This is a genomic window from Pectobacterium aroidearum, from assembly GCF_015689195.1.
In the GTDB taxonomy this organism is placed as follows: Bacteria; Pseudomonadota; Gammaproteobacteria; order Enterobacterales; family Enterobacteriaceae; genus Pectobacterium; species Pectobacterium aroidearum.
Genome location: NZ_CP065044.1, coordinates 510,016 through 531,892, shown reverse-complemented (window position 1 = coordinate 531,892; position 21,877 = coordinate 510,016). Strand labels below are relative to the sequence as shown.

The following is a 21,877-nucleotide window of genomic DNA, read 5'->3' as shown; positions in this document are numbered from 1 at the left end:
TATGTATAAATAAATCAGGCGGAGTATATAGCCGAAATGGAAAGATGAGAATAGTAATACAACGAATTCATATGGCAATTAGAACTTTTTATTGAGCTGTATCTTGTATTCCTGATGTAGAAAATCAGTATTAACACCTTTCTGCTGCAAGCTAACTTCCAGCATACGCAAGCGCCGAGAAATGTCCTCATATTCAGACGAGTCACGGGATACTGTTTTAAGAAAGTCGGTCAGTTGTAAAGCATCTTTCCTTTCTTGAAGTTCTACAGGCAAATAACCAGCATTCTTGAGTAACCGATAGGCGGTTCTTAGCTCCTGCGGTACACCGCTATCGTCATCAAGAATTAAAGGGCTACCGGTTCCTGAAAGATTGTCAAAAACGCCGTCTTCCTGAGCCTTACGGATATGTTTTTCAACTAACTCATCAATCAACCACATGGCAATCTCTTACCCGCTTCATTAATAGAGCTTAGTTTATTTCAGATGTAAAAAAACCGGGTTTCCCCGGTTTTTTTATGCTCTTACAGATTACTCTGCAGTAGCAACTTCTTCTGTCTGAGAGACTGAGCGATCAACGAGCTCGATGTATGCCATCGGCGCATTGTCACCAGCACGGAAGCCACACTTCAGAATACGAGTGTAACCACCGGCACGGCTCGCAAAACGCGGGCCCAGTTCATTAAACAGTTTTGCCACGATCTCGTTATCACGAGTACGGGCGAATGCCAGACGACGATTAGCAACGCTGTCGGTCTTGGCAAGAGTAATCAGCGGTTCAACAACGCGACGCAGCTCTTTCGCTTTCGGCAGGGTCGTCTTGATGATTTCATGACGAACCAAAGAACTAGCCATGTTACGGAACATAGCCTGACGATGGCTGCTGTTACGGTTCAGTTGACGACCACTCTTACGATGGCGCATGACCTTATCCTTCTCAGTAAAACCTTAACCTGTGATCTGGTTACTCATCAGCAATGCTTGCCGGTGGCCAGTTTTCCAGGCGCATGCCCAGAGACAAACCACGGGAAGCCAGTACGTCTTTAATCTCAGTAAGAGATTTTTTACCCAGGTTAGGCGTTTTGAGCAGCTCAACCTCGGTACGCTGTACCAGATCACCGATGTAGTGGATAGCTTCTGCCTTAAGGCAGTTAGCAGAGCGGACAGTCAATTCCAGATCGTCAACAGGGCGCAGCAGAATCGGATCGAATTCTGGTTTCTCTTCTTTAACTTCTGGCTGACGAACATCACGTAAGTCAACAAAAGCTTCAAGTTGTTCAGCCAGAATGGTAGCCGCACGGCGGATCGCCTCTTCAGGATCGATCGTGCCATTGGTTTCCATTTCGATGACTAGCTTGTCCAAGTCAGTACGCTGTTCTACACGAGCCGCTTCAACATTGTAGGCAATACGCTCTACAGGGCTGTAGCAAGCATCAACTAACAGACGACCAATCGGGCGCTCATCTTCTTCCGTATGAATACGGGCAGATGCCGGCACATAACCACGACCACGTTGAACTTTGATGCGCATGCTAATAGATGCGTTTTCATCGGTCAGATGGCAAATTAAGTGCTGCGGCTTGACGATTTCGACATCACCATCATGGATGATGTCGGCTGCAGTCACAGGGCCAATGCCAGATTTATTCAGGGTAAGAATAACTTCATCTTTGCCTTGAACTCTCACCGCCAGCCCTTTCAGGTTGAGCAGGATTTCCAGGATATCTTCCTGTACGCCTTCTTTGGTGCTGTACTCATGCAGTACACCATCAATCTCAACCTCGGTCACCGCGCAACCTGGCATGGATGAAAGCAGAATACGGCGCAGTGCGTTGCCAAGAGTATGGCCGAAGCCGCGCTCTAATGGCTCAAGGGTCACCTTGGCGTGCGTCGAACTCACTTGCTCGATATCAACCAGGCGCGGTTTTAGAAACTCTGTCACAGAACCCTGCATTGTGTCCTCTCTTTGGTACTAAGCTTTACTTGGAGTAAAGCTCGACGATCAGGTGTTCATTAATGTCCGCAGACAGATCGGTACGTTCAGGAATACGTTTGAACACACCTTCCATCTTGGCAGCATCAACTTCCAGCCAAGTTGGCTTTTCACGCTGTTCAGCCAGCTCCAGAGCGGCTTTCACGCGAGATTGCTTTTTCGCTTTCTCACGGATGCTGACTACGTCATTCGGGGATACCTGATAAGAAGCGATGCTAACAACGCGACCGTTTACCATGATAGCTTTATGGCTTACCATCTGACGTGCTTCAGCACGAGTGGCACCAAAACCCATACGATAAACAACGTTATCCAGACGACCTTCCAGCAGTTGCAGCAGGTTTGCACCTGTGTTGCCTTTCAGACGTGCAGCTTCTTTATAATAGTTACGGAACTGACGCTCCAGAACACCGTAGATACGGCGAACTTTTTGCTTTTCACGCAACTGTACACCATAGTCAGACAGACGCGGTTTACGCGCACCGTGCTGGCCAGGAGCTTGTTCAATTTTACACTTGGAATCGATCGCACGAACACCAGACTTCAGGAACAGGTCGGTGCCTTCACGACGGCTCAGCTTGAGCTTAGGACCCAAATATCTTGCCATTTTCTTTCTCCAACAATCCTAAAAGCGGCGTTATACGCGGCGCTTTTTCGGCGGACGACAACCGTTATGAGGGATCGGAGTCACATCAGTAATATTAGTGATGCGGAAACCAGCCGCGTTCAATGCGCGGATAGTAGACTCACGGCCCGGACCAGGTCCTTTAACCATAACTTCCAGGTTCTTAATACCGTACTCTTTCACGGCCTCTGCGCAACGTTCTGCAGCTACCTGAGCAGCGAACGGCGTAGATTTACGAGAACCACGGAAGCCGGAACCACCGGCAGTTGCCCAACCCAGCGCATTACCCTGACGATCAGTAATGGTTACGATGGTGTTGTTGAAAGAAGCATGGATATGAGCCACACCGTCAGAGACTTGCTTTCTTACACGCTTACGTGCACGAATAGGTGCCTTTGCCATTATTCAATCACCCCGATTATTTCTTGATCGGTTTGCGCGGACCCTTACGGGTACGGGCGTTAGTCTTGGTACGCTGACCGCGAACCGGCAGACCACGACGATGACGCAAACCACGATAAGTACCAAGGTCCATAAGACGCTTGATGCTCAGGGTAACTTCACGACGCAGATCACCTTCTACAACAAACTTGGCAACTTCGTCACGCAGCTTATCGATTTGCTCTTCAGACAGCTCACTGATCTTAACATCTTCGGCAATTCCTGTTGCAGCACAAATAGCCTGCGAACGGGTTTTACCGATACCGAAAATCGACGTTAACGCAATAACGGTATGTTTATGATCAGGAATGTTAATGCCTGCTATACGGGCCACTATGCACTCCTACAATTTTATACAGCAACACCATTCTGAAAAGCCCGTTTTCAGGATACTCAAATAATGTTGCAGTTACATACAAAAGATTGGCTGGCTAATCTAGCCAGCTCAATCCAACTTTGCAAGAAAAATATGCGAGATAATCAGCCTTGACGCTGTTTATGCTTCGGTTCGGCACTGCAGATCACACGAACGACACCGTTACGCTTAACAATCTTACAGTTACGACATAATTTCTTGACGGAAGCACGAACTTTCATTTTTACTCTCCGTAACTTCTCAAGCTCACCTAATTAACGGTTATAGCCTTTCAGGTTTGCTTTCTTCAATGCAGACTCATATTGACTCGACATCATCAGAGTTTGCACTTGAGCCATAAAGTCCATGATGACGACAACAACGATCAATAAAGATGTACCCCCGAAATAGAAAGGTACTTTCATTGCGTCACGCATAAACTCCGGGATCAGGCAGATAAAAGTAATATACATCGCACCAATCAGAGTTAGGCGAGTCATCACTTTATCGATATATTTCGCCGTTTGCTCTCCCGGACGAATTCCTGGCACGAATGCACCGGACTTCTTCAGGTTATCTGCTGTTTCACGCGGGTTGAAAACCAACGCAGTGTAGAAGAAACAGAAGAAGATGATTGCAGACGCATAGAGTAACACATAAAGCGGTTGTCCGGGCTGCAAATACAGCGAAATAGTTGTCAGCCAGTTCCAACCGGTACCGCCCCCAAACCAAGATGCAATCGTGGCAGGGAACAGAATAATACTGGAAGCGAAGATCGCGGGAATAACCCCAGCCATATTCACCTTCAGCGGTAAATGCGTACTCTGTGCTGCATAAACACGACGACCTTGTTGACGTTTTGCATAATTAACGACGATACGACGTTGACCACGCTCAATGAAAACAACGAAGAAGGTTACTGCAAACACTAAAACTGCAACCAACAGCAACAGGAGGAAGTGCAGGTCGCCTTGCCGAGCTTGCTCGATGGTATGGCCAATGGCCGGCGGTAGACCCGCAACAATACCAGCAAAGATTATGATTGAGATACCGTTACCGATACCACGTTCCGTAATCTGTTCTCCCAGCCACATCAGAAACATTGTCCCAGTGACCAGACTCACAACAGCGGTAAAGTAGAAAGCAAAACCTGGATTTATTACCAAGTCTTGCATTCCAGGCATATTCGGCAGACCAGTAGCAATACCGATCGACTGGAATATAGCCAATACCAAGGTACCGTAGCGGGTATACTGGCTGATCTTACGACGGCCAGCTTCCCCTTCTTTCTTTATTTCAGCCAACGCAGGATGAACCACCGTCAGCAACTGGATAATAATAGATGCCGAAATATACGGCATAATACCCAGAGCAAAGATAGAAGCACGGCTGAGAGCACCACCAGAGAACATGTTAAACATTTCAATGATGGTGCCTCGCTGCTGTTCAAGCAATTTGGCAAGCACAGTGGCATCAATACCAGGAATCGGAATAAAAGAGCCAATACGGAAAACAATTAGCGCACCGATAACAAACAAAAGTCTGCGCTTCAGTTCACCAACTCCGCCTTTAGCACTCTGAAAATCTAATCCTGGTTGTTTGGCCATCTGCTACTTATTCCTCAATTTTACCGCCAGCAGCTTCGATAGCAGCACGAGCACCTTTAGTGACACGCAGACCACGAATCGTTACCGGACGAGCAACTTCACCAGACAGAATCACTTTCGCGAATTCAATCTGAATGCCAATAACATTAGCGGCTTTCAGCGTATTCAGGTCAACTACGTCGCCTTCTACTTTAGCAAGATCAGACAGACGAACTTCTGACGTGATCATCGCTTTACGAGAAGTAAAACCGAATTTCGGCAGACGACGGTATAAAGGCATCTGACCACCTTCAAAACCACGACGTACGCCACCGCCAGAACGAGATTTCTGACCTTTGTGACCACGACCGCCAGTTTTGCCCAGGCCAGAACCGATACCACGACCTAAACGCTTCGGTGCGTGTTTAGCACCTTCGGCCGGAGACAGAGTATTTAAACGCATCTGTTACTCCTCCACTTTAACCATGTAGGAAACCGCGTTGACCATACCACGAACCGCAGGAGTATCCTCACGTTCAACAGTATGACCAATACGACGCAGACCCAGGCCAAGCAGTGTCGCCTTATGTTTCGGCAGACGACCGATTGCACTACGGGTTTGAGTGATTTTAATAGTCTTTGCCACGGTCATTACCCCAGAATTTCTTCAACGGATTTACCACGCTTGGCAGCGACCATTTCCGGGGACTTCATGTTGGCCAAACCATCAATCGTTGCACGAACCACGTTAATCGGGTTGGTGGAACCATAGGCTTTAGCCAATACGTTGTGAACCCCTGCAACTTCCAAAACGGCGCGCATTGCACCACCGGCGATAATACCGGTACCTTCGGAAGCTGGCTGCATGAACACACGAGAACCCGTGTGAGCACCTTTAACTGGGTGCTGCAGGGTGCCGTTGTTCAGCGCGACATTCATCATATTGCGACGGGCTTTTTCCATCGCTTTCTGGATCGCTGCTGGAACTTCGCGAGCTTTACCGTAACCAAAACCTACGCGGCCGTTGCCATCACCCACTACAGTCAGTGCGGTGAAGCTGAAAATACGACCACCTTTAACGGTTTTAGATACGCGATTTACCGCGATCAGCTTTTCCTGCAGTTCGCCAGCTTGTTTCTCGATGTGAGCCATCTTACACCTCTACCTTAGAACTGAAGGCCAGCTTCACGGGCAGCATCTGCCAGTGCTTGGACTCGACCATGATATTGGAAACCGGAACGGTCGAAAGAGACATCTTTGATGCCTTTTTCTAACGCGCGCTCTGCAATAGCTTTACCTATTGCGCTTGCTGCGTCTTTATTACCGGTAGACTTCAGTTGTTCAGCGATAGCTTTTTCTACAGTAGAAGCGGCTACCAGGACTTCAGAACCGTTCGGTGCAATGACCTGCGCATAAATATGGCGTGGAGTACGATGTACCACCAGACGCGTCGCACCCAGTTCCTGGAGCTTGCGGCGTGCGCGGGTCGCACGACGGATACGAGCTGCTTTCTTATCCATAGTGTTACCTTACTTCTTCTTAGCCTCTTTGGTACGCACGACTTCGTCGGCGTAACGGACACCCTTGCCTTTGTAAGGCTCAGGACGACGGTAGGCGCGTAATTCCGCAGCGACCTGACCAATAACCTGCTTATCAGCACCTTTCAGTACGATTTCAGTTTGGCTTGGGCATTCTGCAGTAATACCTGCCGGCAGTGCGTGATCTACTGGGTGAGAGAACCCAAGAGACAGGTTAACCACATTGCCTTTAACAGCAGCACGGTAACCAACACCAACCAGTTGCAGCTTCTTGGTGAAGCCTTCGGTAACACCGATAACCATTGCGTTCAACAGAGCGCGAGTGGTGCCCGCCTGGGCCCATCCGTCAACGAAACCTTCGCGCGGAGCGAAAGTCAGAGCGTTGTCAGCTTGTTTCACTTCAACAGCATCGTGGATCTTACGACTCAGCTCGCCGTTTTTACCCTTAATCGAAATATCCTGACCGTTGAGTTTTACCTCTACGCCGGCAGGAATGACGACGGGTGCTTTTGCAACACGAGACATTTTTCCTCCCGATTAAGCTACGTAGCAGATAATCTCGCCACCAAGACCAGCTTGGCGAGCTGCACGATCAGTCATAACACCTTTAGAGGTAGAAACAACTGCGATACCCAAACCGGCCATAACTTTTGGCAGCTCATCTTTTCTTTTATAGATGCGCAGACCTGGACGGCTTACTCGCTGAATGCTTTCTACCACTGCCTTGCCCTGGAAATATTTAAGTTCTAATTCCAGAACTGGCTTGGTGTCGCCTTCGATTTTGAAATCTTCAATGTAACCTTCTTCCTTCAGCACGTTGGCAATTGCCACTTTCAGCTTGGAGGAAGGCATGGTGACCGCAACTTTGTTCGCGGCTTGACCGTTACGGATACGGGTCAGCATATCCGCGATCGGATCTTGCATGCTCATCTGTCTTTACTCCCGTGATTCAATTGGTGACAATTACCAGCTAGCCTTTTTCAGACCCGGAATTTCACCGCGCATAGCGGCTTCACGGACCTTGATACGGCTCAACCCGAACTTCCGCAGGAAAGCGTGCGGACGACCAGTTTGGCGGCAGCGATTACGCTGACGAGACGGGCTGGAATCACGCGGCAGAGTCTGCAGCTTAAGAACTGCATCCCAACGATCTTCGTCAGATGAGTTCACACCAGAGATGATAGCTTTCAATTCCTCGCGTTTAGCGCGGTATTTTTCAGCCAATTTCACACGAACAACTTCGCGTGCTTTCATGGATTGCTTAGCCATTAGTAACCCTACCTTACTTGCGGAATGGGAAGTTAAAGGCGGCCAACAGCGCACGGCCTTCATCATCGGATTTCGCAGTGGTGGTAATGGTAATGTCCAAACCACGAACGCGATCGACTTTATCGTAATCGATTTCCGGGAAGATGATCTGCTCACGCACACCCATGCTGTAGTTACCACGACCATCGAATGACTTGGCGGACAAACCACGGAAGTCACGAATACGCGGTACAGCAATGGAAATCAGACGCTCAAGGAACTCCCACATGCGTTCGCCACGCAGAGTCACTTTACAGCCGATCGGATAGCCCTGACGGATTTTGAAGCCTGCAACAGATTTGCGTGCTTTGGTGATCAACGGTTTTTGACCGGAGATTGCTGCCAGATCAGCTGCTGCGTTATCCAGCAGTTTCTTGTCAGCGATCGCTTCACCAACACCCATATTCAGGGTGATCTTCTCGACCCGAGGGACTTGCATGACAGAATTGTAGTTAAACTCAGTCATGAGTTTTTTAACTACTTCGTCTTTGTAGTAATCATGCAGTTTCGCCATCGTACTACTCCAAATTACTTGATAGTTTCGCTGTTAGATTTAAAGAAACGGACTTTTTTGCCGTCTTCGAATCTAAAGCCTACACGGTCAGCCTTACCAGTTGCCGCATTGAAGATTGCAACGTTAGAAACTTGAATTGCAGCTTCTTTTTCAACGATGCCACCTGGTTGGTTCAGGGCCGGAACCGGCTTCTGATGTTTTTTAACCAGATTAATACCTTCAACAATGACCTTACTAGCAGACAGGACATTTTTTACTTTACCGCGCTTACCTTTATCTTTGCCGGTTAGCACGATAACTTCGTCATCACGACGGATTTTCGCTGCCATGATTCGCTCCTTAAAGTACTTCTGGTGCCAGAGAGATAATTTTCATGAACTTCTCATTACGCAGTTCACGAGTTACCGGCCCAAAAATACGCGTACCGATAGGCTGTTCGCTGTTATTATTTAAAATAACGCAAGCATTGCCATCGAAGCGAATGACAGAACCGTCCGGGCGACGAACACCCTTCTTGGTGCGCACCACTACCGCCTTCAGAACATCGCCTTTTTTCACCTTACCGCGAGGAATTGCTTCCTTGATGGTAATTTTGATGATATCGCCGACGCCTGCGTAGCGACGGTGCGAGCCACCTAGAACCTTGATACACATTACGCGACGTGCACCGGAATTATCGGCCACATTCAGCATAGTCTGTTCTTGGATCATTTTAGTGCTCCGCTAATGTCAACTACTACTTTAGGACCCTTTCGGGCCATTAAATACCCCATAATTGAGGGCGCAGCATTATAACACCGCTTCCTTGGTATGGGTAGAAAAAATAAACGGCCCTTTGCAGAGCCGTTTATCATGAGAGAAGAGCGCTACTTTATTACAGAATCGCTTTCTCTACAACGCGAACAAGTGTCCAAGACTTAGTTTTGGACAGCGGGCGGCATTCGCGGATTTCAACCACGTCACCGATACCGCATTCATTGTTCTCGTCATGTACGTGCAGCTTAGTCGTACGCTTAATGAATTTACCGTAAAGCGGGTGTTTCACAAAACGTTCGATAGCAACAACCATGGATTTCTCCATTTTGTCGCTTACAACACGACCTTGCAGAGTACGGATTTTATCGGTCATTACGCACCCGCCTTCTCAGTCAGTAAAGTCTTAACACGTGCAATATTGTGACGCACTTGTTTTACCAGGTGAGTCTGTTGCAACTGACCACTGGCAGCCTGCATACGCAGGTTAAATTGCTCGCGCAGCAGGCCGAGCAGTTCAGTGTTCAGCTCTTCGACGCTCTTTTCACGCAGCTCATTTGCTTTCATTACATCACCGTCTTAGTTACAAAGGTGGTTTTGATAGGCAGTTTCGCTGCTGCCAGTTGGAATGCCTCACGGGCTAACTCTTCCGGCACACCGTCCATTTCGTACAGGACTTTACCTGGCTGAATCAAGGCAACCCAATATTCCACGTTACCTTTACCTTTACCCATACGAACTTCAAGCGGTTTCTCGGTGATCGGTTTGTCCGGGAATACACGGATCCAGATCTTACCTTGACGCTTAACAGCACGAGTCATGGCACGACGTGCAGCTTCGATTTGACGAGCAGTCAGGCGACCGCGGCCAACAGCTTTCAGACCGAAAGTGCCGAAGCTAACATCCGTACCCTGCGCCAGACCACGGTTGCGGCCCTTGTGCACCTTACGGAATTTTGTACGCTTTGGTTGTAACATCAGCGACTCTCCTTACTTGCGGCCTTTACGCTGCTGCTTTTTAGGTTGAGCAGCCGGTTTTTCCGGTTGTTCAACGGCAGCCATACCACCCAGGATCTCACCTTTGAAGATCCACACTTTAACACCGATAACACCATAAGTGGTGTGCGCTTCGGAAGTGTTGTAGTCGATATCCGCGCGCAGTGTATGCAACGGAACACGACCTTCACGGTACCATTCGGTACGCGCGATTTCAGCGCCGCCAAGACGGCCGCTTACTTCAACTTTAATACCTTTAGCGCCCAGACGCATGGCATTCTGTACCGCACGCTTCATAGCACGACGGAACATAACACGACGTTCCAGCTGAGAAGTGATGCTGTCAGCAACCAGTTTTGCGTCCAGTTCAGGTTTACGAACTTCTGCGATATTGATCTGTGCAGGTACGCCAGCGATATCCGCTACGACTTTGCGCAGTTTCTCAACATCTTCACCTTTTTTACCGATTACGATGCCTGGACGAGCAGTGTGAATAGTCACACGGATGCTTTTCGCAGGACGTTCGATAACGATACGAGAAACGGAAGCCTTCTCCAGTTCCTTCGTCAGGTATTTACGAACTTTAAAATCGCTGTCCAGGTTGTCAGCGAATTCTTTGGTATTCGCATACCAGGTAGAGTTCCAAGGTTTGACAATACCCAGGCGAATACCATTAGGATGTACTTTCTGACCCATTGCTAGTCTCCAGAGTCTCAGCGATCGGACACAACCACAGTAATGTGGCTGGTACGCTTCAGGATGCGATCCGCACGACCTTTAGCACGCGGCATAATGCGCTTCATGCTTGGGCCTTCGTCAACGAAGATTTTCGCGACTTTCAGATCATCAATGTCAGCGCCATCGTTGTGTTCTGCGTTAGCAATAGCAGACTCCAGCACTTTTTTAACCAGACCAGCAGCTTTCTTGTTGGTGTAGGTCAGAACTTCCAGAGCTTGCGACACTTTCTTACCGCGAATCAGGTCTGCCACCAGGCGAACCTTTTGAGCAGAAGAACGAGCGTGGCAATGTTTAGCGATAGTTTCCATCTCTTCCTCCTACCTTAGCGCTTCTTGGCCTTTTTATCGGCCGCATGGCCGCGATAAGTACGAGTCGGCGCGAATTCACCCAGTTTGTGACCGACCATTTCATCGGAAACAAACACCGGAACGTGCTGACGACCATTATGGACAGCGATGGTCAAACCGATCATATTTGGAAAGATCGTTGAACGACGGGACCAAGTGCGCAAAGGCTTCTTGTCTCCGCTTTCCACCGCTTTCTCTACCTTCTTCAGCAAGTGCAGGTCAATAAAAGGACCTTTCTTGAGAGAACGTGGCATGGTTTATCCTCTAAGATTATTTAGTACGGCGACGTACGATAAATTTATCAGTACGCTTGTTGCTGCGGGTCTTTTTACCTTTGGTCTGAAGGCCCCACGGACTAACCGGGTGCTTACCAAAGTTACGACCTTCACCACCACCGTGTGGGTGGTCGACTGGGTTCATTGCCGTACCGCGAACGGTAGGACGAACACCACGCCAGCGTGCAGCACCAGCTTTACCCAGAACGCGCAGCATATGCTCAGCATTGCCAACTTCGCCCAGCGTAGCGCGGCAGTCGGATTCGACTTTACGCATTTCGCCAGAACGCAGACGCAGGGTAACGTAAGAACCGTCACGAGCAACGATCTGAACGTAAGTACCAGCAGAACGAGCCAATTGGCCGCCTTTACCTGGTTTCATTTCTACGTTGTGAACCGTTGAACCAACCGGAATGTTACGCATAGGCAGGGTGTTACCCGCTTTAATCGCAGCATCAACACCAGATTGAATCTGGTCGCCGGCTTTCAGGCCTTTCGGCGCCAGGATGTAACGACGCTCGCCGTCTTTGTACAGAACCAGCGCGATATTCGCGGAACGGTTCGGATCATACTCCAGACGCTCAACAACCGCAGGAATACCATCTTTATTGCGTTTAAAGTCAATCAGACGATATTGCTGTTTGTGACCACCACCGATGTGACGGGTAGTGATGCGACCATTGTTGTTACGGCCACCGGATTTGCTGTTCTTTTCCAGCAACGGGGCATAAGGTTTGCCCTTGTGCAGCTCAGGGTTAACCACTTTAACAACGTGGCGACGACCCGGAGATGTCGGTTTACATTTAACAACTGCCATTGTCTTTCTCCTCCGACTTACTCAGCGCCGCCGATGAAGTCCAGATTCTGGCCTTCTTTCAGGGTGACGTAAGCTTTTTTCCAGTCGCTACGACGACCAATACGCTGTCCGTGACGCTTAACCTTGCCCTTAACTACCAGGGTGTTTACGTCTTTAACTTCTACTTCGAACAGTTTCTCGACAGCAGCAACGATCTCTGCTTTAGTCGCGTCTTTAGCAACTTTGAGAACGATGGTGTTAGTTTTTTCCATCGCAGTAGATGCTTTTTCAGATACGTGCGGCGCGCGCAGTACTTTCAGCAGACGTTCTTCACGGATCATGCCAGCATCTCCTCAACTTGCTTAACTGCGTCAGCAGTCATAACGACTTTGTCGAAGGCGATCAGACTAACTGGATCGATTGCTGCTGCATCACGCACGTCAACCTTGTACAGGTTACGAGCAGCCAGGAACAGATTCTCATCCAGTTCACCGGTAATGATCAGCACGTCTTCCAGTGCCATTTCTTTCAGTTTCTGAGCCAGCAACTTAGTTTTCGGTGCTTCTACAGAGAACTTCTCGACAACGATCAGACGATCTTGACGTACCAGTTCGGACAGAATGCTTTTCAGCGCGCCGCGGTACATCTTTTTGTTAACTTTCTGACTGTGGTCCTGAGGCTTAGCAGCGAAGGTCACACCACCGGAACGCCAGATCGGGCTCTTAATAGAACCAGAACGCGCACGGCCAGTACCTTTCTGACGCCAAGGTTTTTTACCGGAACCAGTTACTTCAGCACGGGTCTTCTGGGCGCGAGTACCTTGACGGGCACCTGCTGCATAAGCAACAACAACCTGGTGTACCAGCGCTTCGTTGAAATCACGACCGAAGGTAGTTTCGGAAACAGTCAGCGCGCTTTGCGCGTCTTTCAATACTAATTCCATTGCTATCTCCTCACGCCTTCACAGCTGGTTTAACGATCAGGTCGCTACCGGTAGCTCCCGGTACGGCACCTTTAACCAGCAGCAGGTTGCGCTCAGCGTCAACACGCACTACGTCCAGGCTCTGAACAGTTACACGTTCGTTACCCAGCTGGCCTGCCATTTTCTTGCCTTTGAACACTTTGCCCGGAGTCTGGTTCTGACCGATAGAACCCGGAACGCGGTGGGACAAGGAGTTACCGTGCGTAGCATCTTGGGTACGGAAGTTCCAGCGCTTAACTGTGCCAGCAAAACCTTTACCTTTAGATGTACCAGTAACGTCTACTTTTTTAACGTCTGCGAAAATTTCAACACTGATGCTTTGACCCACAGTGAACTCTTCGCCTTCAGACAGACGGAATTCACGCAGAGTACGGCCAGCTTCTACACCAGCTTTAGCAAAGTGACCTGCTTCTGGCTTGGTAACACGGTTTGCTTTTTTAGCACCGGTAGTTACTTGCACAGCGCGGTAACCGTCGTTAGCCAGGTCTTTAACCTGAGTGACGCGGTTTGCTTCAATTTCGATAACGGTTACGGGGATAGATACGCCATCTTCAGTGAAGATACGGGTCATGCCCACTTTTTTACCGACTAAACCAATCATTGTTTCAACCTCTCAATCGCTCAATGACCTGATTAACCCAGGCTGATCTGCACGTCTACACCAGCAGCCAGATCCAGACGCATCAGAGCATCAACGGTTTTCTCGGTTGGCTCAACGATGTCAACCAGACGCTTGTGAGTGCGAATCTCGTACTGATCGCGCGCATCTTTATTGACGTGCGGAGAGATCAGAACGGTAAAGCGCTCTTTGCGGGTCGGCAGCGGGATCGGACCACGTACTTGCGCACCAGTGCGCTTAGCAGTCTCGACGATTTCCGCAGTTGATTGATCAATCAAACGATGATCAAACGCTTTCAGGCGGATACGGATTCTTTGGTTCTGCATGAGACCAGAGCTCCAATTATTTATAAACGTAAATGATTACTCCTCACACCCATTTCGATTGATGGGGGAGTGTAATCGTTAGCACATAACCCCCATATCGGGAGTATTGTTTTAGGTGCAATAAATGAATATTGACCCTCTGATTCGGATTGAATCAGGCTTACCTTGTTTCGGTAAGCTCGCGCATTATACGCAAATTGGCCGGGGAAGCAACAAGCAGGATGAAATGATTTTAAACGCGGCCGGAGTGATACGTCTGCGTCCGGCCGGATTAGGCTAGGTGCGTAACATATTTATGATGCCATGTTACTCCGCTTTTAACTGCGCCTGAAGATAGTTTTGTATACCAAGACGTGAAATCAAATCCAACTCAGTTTCCAGCCAGTCGATGTGTCCTTCTTCATCGGCAAGAATTTCTATCATTAAATCCCTACTGACGTAGTCATGTACCGAATCGGCATAGGCAATCGCCTCACGCAGATTCTTTGCACCATCCAACTCAAGTTGAAGATCAGAACGTAAAATCTCTTCGACATCTTCGCCAATATTTAACTTACCCAAATCCTGCAGATTCGGGATGCCTTCGAGAAACAGGATTCGTTCGATGTAGCGATCAGCGTGTTTCATTTCGTCGATAGACTCATGATATTCGTGATCGTTAAGACGGGTTAAGCCCCAGTTTTTAAACATCCGGGCATGAAGAAAATATTGGTTAATGGCTACCAGCTCGTTGCCCAATAACTTATTCAGGTGTGTAATGACTTTTTTATCGCCTTTCATGACATGCTCCTCCGCTCCAGTTCTTAAAGTGTAGAACCGGTAAGCAGAGAGTCAAAAAAACAACCCTACATTTTATGCTACTTCATACATATCAGGAATTTTGGCTTGCTCTTCCTCGAAAATGACACGCGCCTGACGAATACACTTGCCGCAGTCTGTCCCAATAGGAACGAGTTTGCGTAGTTGCTGCATAGATTGAGGCTGGTGCTGACGAACAGCATTACGAATAGCTTTGTCAGAAATTGCGTTGCACAAACAAACATACATACCAGAATAACTCTTCGTTATCGCGAGTGTCTTTCACGTTACCTTTCGAGACACTGCAAACGGCACTTGAAACCGCTCCTAGCGATTTTTTAACCAATTCCAACATTGTAAATAAGAATTATTTTTATTTCAATTTCCATTTAATGATTTAGACGTAAAAAAAGGCACCGAAGTGCCTTTTTCATGCATTGAGTTTATCAGCGATTAAGCGATAACTTTAGCAACAACGCCCGCGCCTACTGTACGGCCGCCTTCACGGATTGCGAAACGCAAACCGTCATCCATCGCGATTGGGTGGATCAGGGTAACAACCATTTTGATGTTGTCGCCCGGCATTACCATCTCTACGCCTTCTGGCAGTTCGATGGTGCCCGTTACGTCAGTCGTACGGAAGTAGAACTGAGGACGGTAGCCTTTGAAGAACGGAGTATGACGGCCGCCTTCATCCTTGCTCAGGATATACACTTCTGATTCGAACTTGGTGTGTGGCTTGATTGAACCCGGCTTAGCCAGTACCTGACCACGCTCGATTTCTTCACGCTTGATACCACGCAGCAGAACACCAACGTTCTCACCCGCACGGCCTTCGTCCAGCAGTTTGCGGAACATTTCTACGCCAGTACAGGTAGATTTCGCAGTATCTTTGATACCAACGATTTCAACTTCTTCACCAACTTTAACGATACCGCGCTCTACACGACCGGTAACAACGGTACCACGACCGGAGATGGAGAATACGTCTTCGATTGGCAGCAGGAACGGCTTGTCAATTGCACGCTCTGGCTCTGGGATATAAGAATCCAGGTGCTCTGCCAGTTCGATGATTTTTGCTTCCCACTCAGCTTCGCCTTCCAGCGCTTTCAGAGCAGAACCACGAACCACTGGGGTGTCGTCGCCTGGGAAGTCGTACTGAGACAGCAGCTCACGCACTTCCATCTCAACCAGTTCCAGCAGCTCTTCGTCATCAACCATGTCACACTTGTTCAGGAACACGATGATGAAAGGAACGCCAACCTGACGACCCAGCAGGATGTGCTCACGCGTCTGAGGCATTGGGCCGTCAGTCGCAGCAACAACCAGGATAGCGCCGTCCATCTGAGCAGCACCGGTGATCATGTTTTTCACATAGTCGGCGTGTCCTGGGCAGTCAACGTGCGCGTAGTGGCGAGACGGGGTATCGTATTCAACGTGAGACGTGTTGATGGTGATACCACGTGCTTTTTCTTCTGGTGCGTTATCGATCTGGTCGAATGCACGTGCGTTACCACCGTAGGTTTTAGCCAGAACGGTAGTGATTGCAGCAGTCAGAGTCGTTTTACCATGGTCAACGTGGCCGATAGTACCGACGTTAACGTGGGGTTTTGTACGTTCAAATTTTTCTTTAGACACGGCGATATTCCTTACTCAAATGCTCTCCCCCTATGGAGAGAGCACGGGATTTTGTTTTAACCCTGAGGCTTATTTACCACGGGCTTCAATTACGGCCTGAGCAACGTTGTTAGGCGCATCATCGTACTTCAGGAACTCCATAGAGTAAGAAGCACGGCCTTTGGTCAGAGAACGCAGTTGAGTTGCGTATCCGAACATTTCAGACAACGGAACTTCAGCGTGAATCACAACGCCAGTAACGTTAGATTCCTGACCACGCAGCATACCACGACGACGGCTAAGGTCACCGATGACGTCACCAGTGTTCTCTTCCGGCGTTTCAACTTCAACCTTCATGATTGGCTCAAGCAGAACAGGTTTTGCTTTCTTAAAGCCATCTTTAAAGGCGATAGAAGCAGCCAGTTTAAACGCCAGTTCAGAGGAGTCAACGTCATGGAAAGAACCGAAGTGCAGACGCACACCGAGATCAACCACTGGGTAACCAGCCAGAGGACCCGCTTTCAGCTGCTCCTGAATACCTTTATCAACGGCAGGGATGTATTCGCCAGGAATTACACCACCTTTGATGTCGTTGATGAACTCGTAACCTTTCGGATTTGAGCCCGGCTCCAGTGGGTACATGTCGATAACAACATGACCATACTGACCACGACCACCAGACTGCTTGGCGTGTTTACCTTCGATATCGGTAACTTTCGCACGAATCGCTTCACGATAAGCAACCTGAGGTTTACCTACGTTAGCTTCAACGTTGAATTCACGCTTCATACGGTCAACGATGATATCGAGGTGCAATTCACCCATACCAGCGATGATAGTCTGGTTAGATTCTTCGTCAGTCCATACGCGGAAAGACGGGTCTTCTTTAGCCAGACGGCCCAATGCCAGACCCATTTTTTCCTGGTCAGCTTTGGTTTTCGGCTCTACCGCGATGGAGATTACCGGCTCAGGGAATTCCATACGCTCCAGAATGATGACGTTGTCTGGATCACACAGAGTGTCACCCGTCGTTACATCTTTCAGACCGATAGCAGCAGCGATATCGCCTGCGCGAACTTCTTTGATCTCTTCACGCTTGTTAGCGTGCATCTGAACGATACGACCAAAACGTTCACGAGCTGATTTAACTGGGTTCAGTACAGTATCACCGGAGTTAACAACACCAGAGTACACGCGGAAGAACGTCAGGTTACCCACAAATGGGTCGGTAGCGATTTTGAACGCCAGCGCAGCAAACGGCTCGTCATCACTTGCGTGACGCTCAGCCGGCGTGTCTTTACCGTCATCCAAAATACCGTTGATCGCAGGTACGTCAACTGGAGATGGCAGGTAATCAACTACCGCATCCAGCATCGCCTGAACACCTTTGTTCTTAAACGCAGAACCACAGGTTACCAGGATGATTTCGTTGTTCAGAACGCGCTGACGCAGAGCTTTTTTGATCTCTTCTTCAGTCAGTTCTTCACCACCCAGGTATTTTTCCATCAGCTCTTCAGAAGCTTCAGCTGCGGATTCGATCAGGTTCTGGTGCCATTCGTCAGCCAGATCCTGCATATCAGCAGGGATATCTTCGTATTCGAAGGTCACGCCCTGATCGGCGTCGTTCCAGTTGATGGCTTTCATTTTCACCAGGTCAACAACACCGGTGAAACCTTCTTCAGCACCAATCGCCAACTGCAACGGAACAGGGTTCGCGCCCAGACGGCTTTTGATCTGACCAACAACTTTCAGGAAGTTAGCACCCATGCGGTCCATTTTGTTAACGAACGCAATGCGTGGAACTTTATATTTGTTTGCCTGACGCCATACGGTCTCAGACTGTGGCTGAACACCACCAACTGCGCAGTAAACCATTACCGCACCATCGAGTACACGCATGGAACGTTCTACTTCGATAGTGAAGTCAACGTGTCCCGGGGTGTCGATGATGTTTACGCGATGCGGTTCATACTGCTTAGCCATACCAGACCAGAATGCAGTAGTCGCTGCGGAAGTGATAGTAATACCACGTTCCTGCTCCTGCTCCATCCAGTCCATGGTAGCCGCGCCGTCATGAACTTCACCGATTTTATGGTTTACACCAGTGTAGAACAGAATACGTTCGGTAGTAGTGGTTTTACCGGCGTCGATGTGCGCACTGATACCGATGTTACGGTAGCGTGCGATGGGTGTTGTACGAGCCATTTGTATCCTCTATATACTAGGGCGTTCAATTTAGTTAACCCAAGCGGGTTGGCTATTTTTAGCGCCCGCTTGGTTAGCATGCCTACAGCGAAGGGATTACCAACGGTAGTGAGCGAACGCCTTGTTAGCTTCGGCCATACGGTGAACGTCTTCACGTTTCTTAACAGCAGTACCTTTGTTTTCTGCTGCATCAGAAAGTTCGTTCGCCAGGCGCAGAGCCATAGATTTATCACCGCGTTTACGAGCAGCTTCTACGATCCAACGCATTGCCAGAGCATTACGACGAACCGGACGGACTTCTACTGGTACCTGATAAGTAGAACCACCAACGCGGCGCGACTTAACTTCGACAGTCGGGCGAACGTTGTCCAGAGCTACTTCAAAAGCTTCCAGATGATCTTTACCAGAACGCTGAGCCAGGGTCTCCAGCGCGGTATAGACGATTGCTTCAGCAGTAGATTTTTTACCATCTACCATCAGGATGTTTACAAATTTGGCCAACAGTTCTGATCCGAACTTAGGATCTGGCAGAATTTTACGTTGACCAATGACGCGACGACGTGGCATGGAAATACTCCGTTGTTAATTCAGGATTGTCCAAAACTCTACGAGTTTAGTTTGACATTTAAGTTAAAACGTTTGGCCTTACTTAACGGAGAACCATTAAGCCTTTGGCTTCTTCACGCCGTATTTGGAACGGGATTGCTTACGGTCTTTAACACCTGAGCAGTCCAGCGCGCCACGAACGGTGTGGTAACGCACACCTGGCAGGTCTTTAACACGACCGCCACGGATCAGGATCACGGAGTGCTCCTGCAGGTTATGACCTTCACCACCGATATAGGAGGTAACTTCAAAACCGTTAGTTAAACGAACACGGCATACTTTACGCAGTGCGGAGTTCGGTTTTTTAGGGGTGGTAGTATATACACGAGTACATACGCCACGTTTCTGCGGGCATGCTTCCAGCGCCGGAACGTTGCTTTTAGCAGCCTTCAGGGAGCGTGGTTTGCGTACCAGCTGGTTAATTGTTGCCATTAAAAAAGCTCCTGGGTTTTGCTTCGTAAACACGTAATAAATCGTCTCATGTTTGCGCAAGGCAAAGTATGAGGACGCAGAATTTTAGGGCTGGCAGTGGAAGGAGTCAAGAAATATACAAAAATTCGGCGTTACCACGCGAGTTGCTGCGGGTGCTCCACTGTCAGTTGAACAAATTCATTATAGTCAATGAGCACTACACTGTTTGAAATTTGTTCAGTCATTCCTCTCGCTACGACATCAGGCCGAAGCGCGTAGAGCGGAACCGCGGAATCAAGAAGACGATAGATAATGTTTCCACCAGCCAGAGCAGCGATAACACCATCTTGCAATAAGACTAAAGCGTCACCTTTATCCAGTCCACGCAACAGCGTATCCAGATCAGCGTGATAAGGGGAACATGAGAGCGTATGCAGCATAAAGAGAAGATCCGTCGCTAGAATGAAAGGATGGAATGATAGCTGGCCAATTTGCTGCGCAAGGCTTCCGGCGCTAACAGCTCCACATCCAAAACCCAGTTCGTATCGATGCTCAATCCGCGCTGGCGCACGGACGTTTCGCACAGATAGCAACAGTCGATATCGTACAGCGGCAACACGCCAAACGTTGCGATATAATTACGCATCAAAATCTGGTCCGGCTGTTGCTGAGGCAGCAATTGAAGTACGCCATCGCCAACAAAAAACACGCCAATCTCTTCTGTCAGTGCTGACACCGCCAATAGCGCATCCAGCCCCTCTCGCCCGGAAGCGTTCCCATGTGGAGCATGGGTAAAAACAAATGCGACTCGCTTCATAACGCTACCTTAAAACTGAATAACCCGATCGCAGGTCAACACCGATTGTGCCAACTCACCCAACCCACTCAGAACAAATCCGGGTTGCAGATTCGCACCTGCAAGATTGAGCTGAGCAGCTTGCTGAGCATCGGTCACGCCTCGGCGCAGCGCGGCGGCAACACAGACATTCAGCGCCACCTGATGTGTTTCACCCAACAGCTGCCAAGCGCGTACAAGATCAAATTCATCATTAGCAGGTGACGTCAGTTGGTTGGCATTCAACACGCCTTCCCGATAGAAGAACACACTTTTCAGTCTGTGCCCCTCAGCCAACAGTGCCTGCGCAAACTGCAACGCGCTGCTCGCTTGCTGTGTGCCATAAGCAGGGCCGGTTACCAGCAAACAGTAACTCAGCATCAGCGTTCATGTCCGCTGAAGTCGCCGCTTTTGAATTGACGGATATAAAGGTAGACCGTGTGTTTGGAAATATTGAGACGTTCGGCGACCTGGTTGATGGCGTCTTTAATATCAAAGATACCTTTCTCGTACAGGCTCAGTACAATTTGACGATTTTTCGCATTATTGGAGACGTTGCGATCCGCATTGACTTCTTCGATCGAAAATTCCAGCGTTTGTGCCACGAGGTCATCAACCGACGACGCAAAGTTAACAGAAGATGCGGCATCATGCGTTTCAGGTGGAATAAAGGTCTGCACGATCTGGGAGAAAGGGACGTCCAGATTCATGTTGATGCATAGCAGCCCAATCACGCGCTGATCGCGATTACGAATCGCAATCGTGACTGACTTCATCAACACACCGCTTTTTGCGCGGGTAAAATACGCTTTCGATACGCTGCTATCTTCACCTGCCATGTCATGCAGCATGCGCAATGCAAGATCCGTAATCGGCGAGCCAATCTTCCTGCCAGTATGCTCTCCATTTGCAATACGCACGGCGGAACATTTAAGATCCTCGAGCGAGTGCAACACAATCTCACAGTGCTCGCCAATCAACATGGCCAAGCCATCAACCACCGCTTCATACGATTTCAGGATCTCATAGTCCGTTTGGCTGAAAGGACGTTCATCCAGCAAATCAAGCTCATAAGATTCGCCAGATACAAGCGAATTAGACATGGCAGACACCACCCTCAGCATCATTTAACCCCTAAATAATTCGAGTTGCGTGATAAAACGTCGGCGTTTTAAACAACGCCCCGCGCAAATCCCCAGGAGCTTACTCAAGTAAGT

The 21,877-nt window shown here is 48.9% G+C and carries 40 protein-coding genes; 1 reads left to right on the top strand and 39 read right to left on the bottom strand.

Annotated elements, in window-relative coordinates:
- Positions 1-78: 78 nt before the first annotated feature.
- From I2D83_RS02385 to rpsJ, 29 genes are all read right to left on the bottom strand, one after another.
- On the bottom strand, positions 79-438 hold the full coding sequence (locus I2D83_RS02385; RefSeq protein ID WP_180779709.1) for a DnaJ family domain-containing protein: 360 nt from the start codon (positions 436-438) through the stop codon (positions 79-81).
- Positions 439-528: 90 nt separating this feature from the next.
- Entirely contained in the window at positions 529-921 is a 393-nt protein-coding gene (rplQ, locus tag I2D83_RS02380; RefSeq protein WP_005970246.1) for a 50S ribosomal protein L17, read from the bottom strand.
- Between the two features lie 40 nt (positions 922-961).
- On the bottom strand, positions 962-1,951 hold the full coding sequence (locus I2D83_RS02375; protein WP_005970247.1) for a DNA-directed RNA polymerase subunit alpha: 990 nt from the start codon (positions 1,949-1,951) through the stop codon (positions 962-964).
- 25 nt (positions 1,952-1,976) lie between these two features.
- The gene (gene rpsD / locus I2D83_RS02370; RefSeq protein WP_010286047.1) at positions 1,977-2,597 is read right to left on the bottom strand and encodes a 30S ribosomal protein S4; all 621 of its coding nucleotides are present in this window, start codon (positions 2,595-2,597) and stop codon (positions 1,977-1,979) included.
- A 30-nt stretch (positions 2,598-2,627) separates the two neighbouring features.
- A complete protein-coding gene (rpsK, locus tag I2D83_RS02365; RefSeq protein ID WP_002919257.1) occupies positions 2,628-3,017 on the bottom strand; it encodes a 30S ribosomal protein S11 in 390 nt (129 codons plus the stop codon).
- A gap of 16 nt (positions 3,018-3,033) precedes the next feature.
- On the bottom strand, positions 3,034-3,390 hold the full coding sequence (gene rpsM, locus I2D83_RS02360; protein WP_010286058.1) for a 30S ribosomal protein S13: 357 nt from the start codon (positions 3,388-3,390) through the stop codon (positions 3,034-3,036).
- Positions 3,391-3,536: 146 nt separating this feature from the next.
- On the bottom strand, positions 3,537-3,653 hold the full coding sequence (gene rpmJ / locus I2D83_RS02355; RefSeq protein WP_002227352.1) for a 50S ribosomal protein L36: 117 nt from the start codon (positions 3,651-3,653) through the stop codon (positions 3,537-3,539).
- A 33-nt stretch (positions 3,654-3,686) separates the two neighbouring features.
- Positions 3,687-5,018, bottom strand: a complete 1,332-nt coding sequence (gene secY, locus I2D83_RS02350) for a preprotein translocase subunit SecY (RefSeq protein WP_005970255.1) — start codon at positions 5,016-5,018, stop codon at positions 3,687-3,689.
- Positions 5,019-5,025: 7 nt separating this feature from the next.
- Complete coding sequence (gene rplO / locus I2D83_RS02345) at positions 5,026-5,460, bottom strand: 50S ribosomal protein L15 (protein ID WP_015841922.1); 435 nt, start codon at positions 5,458-5,460, stop codon at positions 5,026-5,028.
- A gap of 3 nt (positions 5,461-5,463) precedes the next feature.
- Positions 5,464-5,643, bottom strand: coding sequence for a 50S ribosomal protein L30 (gene rpmD, locus I2D83_RS02340; RefSeq protein WP_004846568.1), 180 nt, complete (start codon positions 5,641-5,643; stop codon positions 5,464-5,466).
- Positions 5,644-5,648: 5 nt separating this feature from the next.
- Positions 5,649-6,149, bottom strand: coding sequence for a 30S ribosomal protein S5 (gene rpsE, locus I2D83_RS02335; protein ID WP_005970257.1), 501 nt, complete (start codon positions 6,147-6,149; stop codon positions 5,649-5,651).
- Between the two features lie 14 nt (positions 6,150-6,163).
- A complete protein-coding gene (rplR, locus tag I2D83_RS02330; protein ID WP_010286111.1) occupies positions 6,164-6,517 on the bottom strand; it encodes a 50S ribosomal protein L18 in 354 nt (117 codons plus the stop codon).
- Between the two features lie 9 nt (positions 6,518-6,526).
- Complete coding sequence (gene rplF / locus I2D83_RS02325) at positions 6,527-7,060, bottom strand: 50S ribosomal protein L6 (RefSeq protein ID WP_015841923.1); 534 nt, start codon at positions 7,058-7,060, stop codon at positions 6,527-6,529.
- 12 nt (positions 7,061-7,072) lie between these two features.
- Positions 7,073-7,465, bottom strand: coding sequence for a 30S ribosomal protein S8 (gene rpsH, locus I2D83_RS02320; protein ID WP_005970261.1), 393 nt, complete (start codon positions 7,463-7,465; stop codon positions 7,073-7,075).
- A gap of 33 nt (positions 7,466-7,498) precedes the next feature.
- Positions 7,499-7,804, bottom strand: a complete 306-nt coding sequence (rpsN, locus tag I2D83_RS02315; protein WP_010286114.1) for a 30S ribosomal protein S14 — start codon at positions 7,802-7,804, stop codon at positions 7,499-7,501.
- A gap of 13 nt (positions 7,805-7,817) precedes the next feature.
- Entirely contained in the window at positions 7,818-8,357 is a 540-nt protein-coding gene (gene rplE, locus I2D83_RS02310) for a 50S ribosomal protein L5 (protein ID WP_005970265.1), read from the bottom strand.
- A 14-nt stretch (positions 8,358-8,371) separates the two neighbouring features.
- Complete coding sequence (gene rplX, locus I2D83_RS02305; RefSeq protein ID WP_015841924.1) at positions 8,372-8,686, bottom strand: 50S ribosomal protein L24; 315 nt, start codon at positions 8,684-8,686, stop codon at positions 8,372-8,374.
- Positions 8,687-8,696: 10 nt separating this feature from the next.
- Positions 8,697-9,068, bottom strand: a complete 372-nt coding sequence (gene rplN / locus I2D83_RS02300; RefSeq protein ID WP_000613954.1) for a 50S ribosomal protein L14 — start codon at positions 9,066-9,068, stop codon at positions 8,697-8,699.
- A gap of 163 nt (positions 9,069-9,231) precedes the next feature.
- Positions 9,232-9,486 carry a 30S ribosomal protein S17 gene (gene rpsQ / locus I2D83_RS02295; RefSeq protein WP_011095505.1) on the bottom strand — a complete coding sequence of 85 codons (255 nt, stop codon included), beginning with the start codon at positions 9,484-9,486 and terminating at the stop codon, positions 9,232-9,234.
- Positions 9,486-9,677, bottom strand: coding sequence for a 50S ribosomal protein L29 (gene rpmC, locus I2D83_RS02290; protein WP_005970272.1), 192 nt, complete (start codon positions 9,675-9,677; stop codon positions 9,486-9,488). Before rpmC ends, rpsQ begins: the two co-directional genes overlap by 1 nt.
- Positions 9,677-10,087 carry a 50S ribosomal protein L16 gene (gene rplP, locus I2D83_RS02285; protein ID WP_005970273.1) on the bottom strand — a complete coding sequence of 137 codons (411 nt, stop codon included), beginning with the start codon at positions 10,085-10,087 and terminating at the stop codon, positions 9,677-9,679. The genes rpmC and rplP overlap by 1 nt, the downstream gene beginning before the upstream one ends.
- 12 nt (positions 10,088-10,099) lie before the next feature.
- A complete protein-coding gene (gene rpsC, locus I2D83_RS02280; RefSeq protein ID WP_005970274.1) occupies positions 10,100-10,801 on the bottom strand; it encodes a 30S ribosomal protein S3 in 702 nt (233 codons plus the stop codon).
- A 17-nt stretch (positions 10,802-10,818) separates the two neighbouring features.
- Complete coding sequence (gene rplV / locus I2D83_RS02275; RefSeq protein WP_005970275.1) at positions 10,819-11,151, bottom strand: 50S ribosomal protein L22; 333 nt, start codon at positions 11,149-11,151, stop codon at positions 10,819-10,821.
- A 14-nt stretch (positions 11,152-11,165) separates the two neighbouring features.
- Positions 11,166-11,444 (bottom strand): 30S ribosomal protein S19, encoded by a 279-nt coding sequence (rpsS, locus tag I2D83_RS02270; protein WP_004929772.1) that lies wholly within the window; start codon positions 11,442-11,444, stop codon positions 11,166-11,168.
- A 16-nt stretch (positions 11,445-11,460) separates the two neighbouring features.
- Positions 11,461-12,282: a 50S ribosomal protein L2 gene (rplB, locus tag I2D83_RS02265; RefSeq protein WP_015841925.1), complete on the bottom strand. Its 822-nt coding sequence runs from the start codon at positions 12,280-12,282 to the stop codon at positions 11,461-11,463.
- Positions 12,283-12,299: 17 nt separating this feature from the next.
- On the bottom strand, positions 12,300-12,602 hold the full coding sequence (rplW, locus tag I2D83_RS02260; protein ID WP_005970277.1) for a 50S ribosomal protein L23: 303 nt from the start codon (positions 12,600-12,602) through the stop codon (positions 12,300-12,302).
- Positions 12,599-13,204 carry a 50S ribosomal protein L4 gene (gene rplD / locus I2D83_RS02255; RefSeq protein WP_015841926.1) on the bottom strand — a complete coding sequence of 202 codons (606 nt, stop codon included), beginning with the start codon at positions 13,202-13,204 and terminating at the stop codon, positions 12,599-12,601. Before rplD ends, rplW begins: the two co-directional genes overlap by 4 nt.
- A gap of 10 nt (positions 13,205-13,214) precedes the next feature.
- Positions 13,215-13,844 carry a 50S ribosomal protein L3 gene (gene rplC / locus I2D83_RS02250; RefSeq protein ID WP_010304941.1) on the bottom strand — a complete coding sequence of 210 codons (630 nt, stop codon included), beginning with the start codon at positions 13,842-13,844 and terminating at the stop codon, positions 13,215-13,217.
- 32 nt (positions 13,845-13,876) lie between these two features.
- The gene (rpsJ, locus tag I2D83_RS02245; RefSeq protein ID WP_001181005.1) at positions 13,877-14,188 is read right to left on the bottom strand and encodes a 30S ribosomal protein S10; all 312 of its coding nucleotides are present in this window, start codon (positions 14,186-14,188) and stop codon (positions 13,877-13,879) included.
- 124 nt (positions 14,189-14,312) lie between these two features.
- Here rpsJ and I2D83_RS02240 point away from each other — a divergent pair, with 124 nt between their 5' ends.
- Positions 14,313-14,468: a hypothetical protein gene (locus tag I2D83_RS02240; protein WP_205947462.1), complete on the top strand. Its 156-nt coding sequence runs from the start codon at positions 14,313-14,315 to the stop codon at positions 14,466-14,468.
- A gap of 26 nt (positions 14,469-14,494) precedes the next feature.
- Here the strand turns inward: I2D83_RS02240 and bfr are convergent, their stop codons facing one another.
- From bfr to I2D83_RS02190, 10 genes are all read right to left on the bottom strand, one after another.
- Entirely contained in the window at positions 14,495-14,968 is a 474-nt protein-coding gene (gene bfr / locus I2D83_RS02235) for a bacterioferritin (RefSeq protein WP_010286186.1), read from the bottom strand.
- A gap of 72 nt (positions 14,969-15,040) precedes the next feature.
- The gene (gene bfd / locus I2D83_RS02230; RefSeq protein WP_015841929.1) at positions 15,041-15,235 is read right to left on the bottom strand and encodes a bacterioferritin-associated ferredoxin; all 195 of its coding nucleotides are present in this window, start codon (positions 15,233-15,235) and stop codon (positions 15,041-15,043) included.
- 204 nt (positions 15,236-15,439) lie between these two features.
- Positions 15,440-16,624: an elongation factor Tu gene (tuf, locus tag I2D83_RS02225; RefSeq protein ID WP_012772931.1), complete on the bottom strand. Its 1,185-nt coding sequence runs from the start codon at positions 16,622-16,624 to the stop codon at positions 15,440-15,442.
- A gap of 69 nt (positions 16,625-16,693) precedes the next feature.
- Positions 16,694-18,808, bottom strand: a complete 2,115-nt coding sequence (fusA, locus tag I2D83_RS02220) for an elongation factor G (protein ID WP_015841930.1) — start codon at positions 18,806-18,808, stop codon at positions 16,694-16,696.
- Positions 18,809-18,904: 96 nt separating this feature from the next.
- A complete protein-coding gene (gene rpsG, locus I2D83_RS02215; RefSeq protein WP_009111198.1) occupies positions 18,905-19,375 on the bottom strand; it encodes a 30S ribosomal protein S7 in 471 nt (156 codons plus the stop codon).
- Between the two features lie 96 nt (positions 19,376-19,471).
- Positions 19,472-19,846 carry a 30S ribosomal protein S12 gene (gene rpsL / locus I2D83_RS02210; protein WP_005969567.1) on the bottom strand — a complete coding sequence of 125 codons (375 nt, stop codon included), beginning with the start codon at positions 19,844-19,846 and terminating at the stop codon, positions 19,472-19,474.
- A 131-nt stretch (positions 19,847-19,977) separates the two neighbouring features.
- The gene (gene tusB, locus I2D83_RS02205) at positions 19,978-20,265 is read right to left on the bottom strand and encodes a sulfurtransferase complex subunit TusB (protein ID WP_181847900.1); all 288 of its coding nucleotides are present in this window, start codon (positions 20,263-20,265) and stop codon (positions 19,978-19,980) included.
- A 17-nt stretch (positions 20,266-20,282) separates the two neighbouring features.
- Complete coding sequence (tusC, locus tag I2D83_RS02200) at positions 20,283-20,642, bottom strand: sulfurtransferase complex subunit TusC (RefSeq protein ID WP_181847901.1); 360 nt, start codon at positions 20,640-20,642, stop codon at positions 20,283-20,285.
- Between the two features lie 9 nt (positions 20,643-20,651).
- Complete coding sequence (gene tusD, locus I2D83_RS02195) at positions 20,652-21,041, bottom strand: sulfurtransferase complex subunit TusD (RefSeq protein ID WP_015841933.1); 390 nt, start codon at positions 21,039-21,041, stop codon at positions 20,652-20,654.
- Positions 21,041-21,763 carry a helix-turn-helix transcriptional regulator gene (locus I2D83_RS02190; protein WP_010296984.1) on the bottom strand — a complete coding sequence of 241 codons (723 nt, stop codon included), beginning with the start codon at positions 21,761-21,763 and terminating at the stop codon, positions 21,041-21,043. Before I2D83_RS02190 ends, tusD begins: the two co-directional genes overlap by 1 nt.
- Positions 21,764-21,877: the final 114 nt, after the last annotated feature.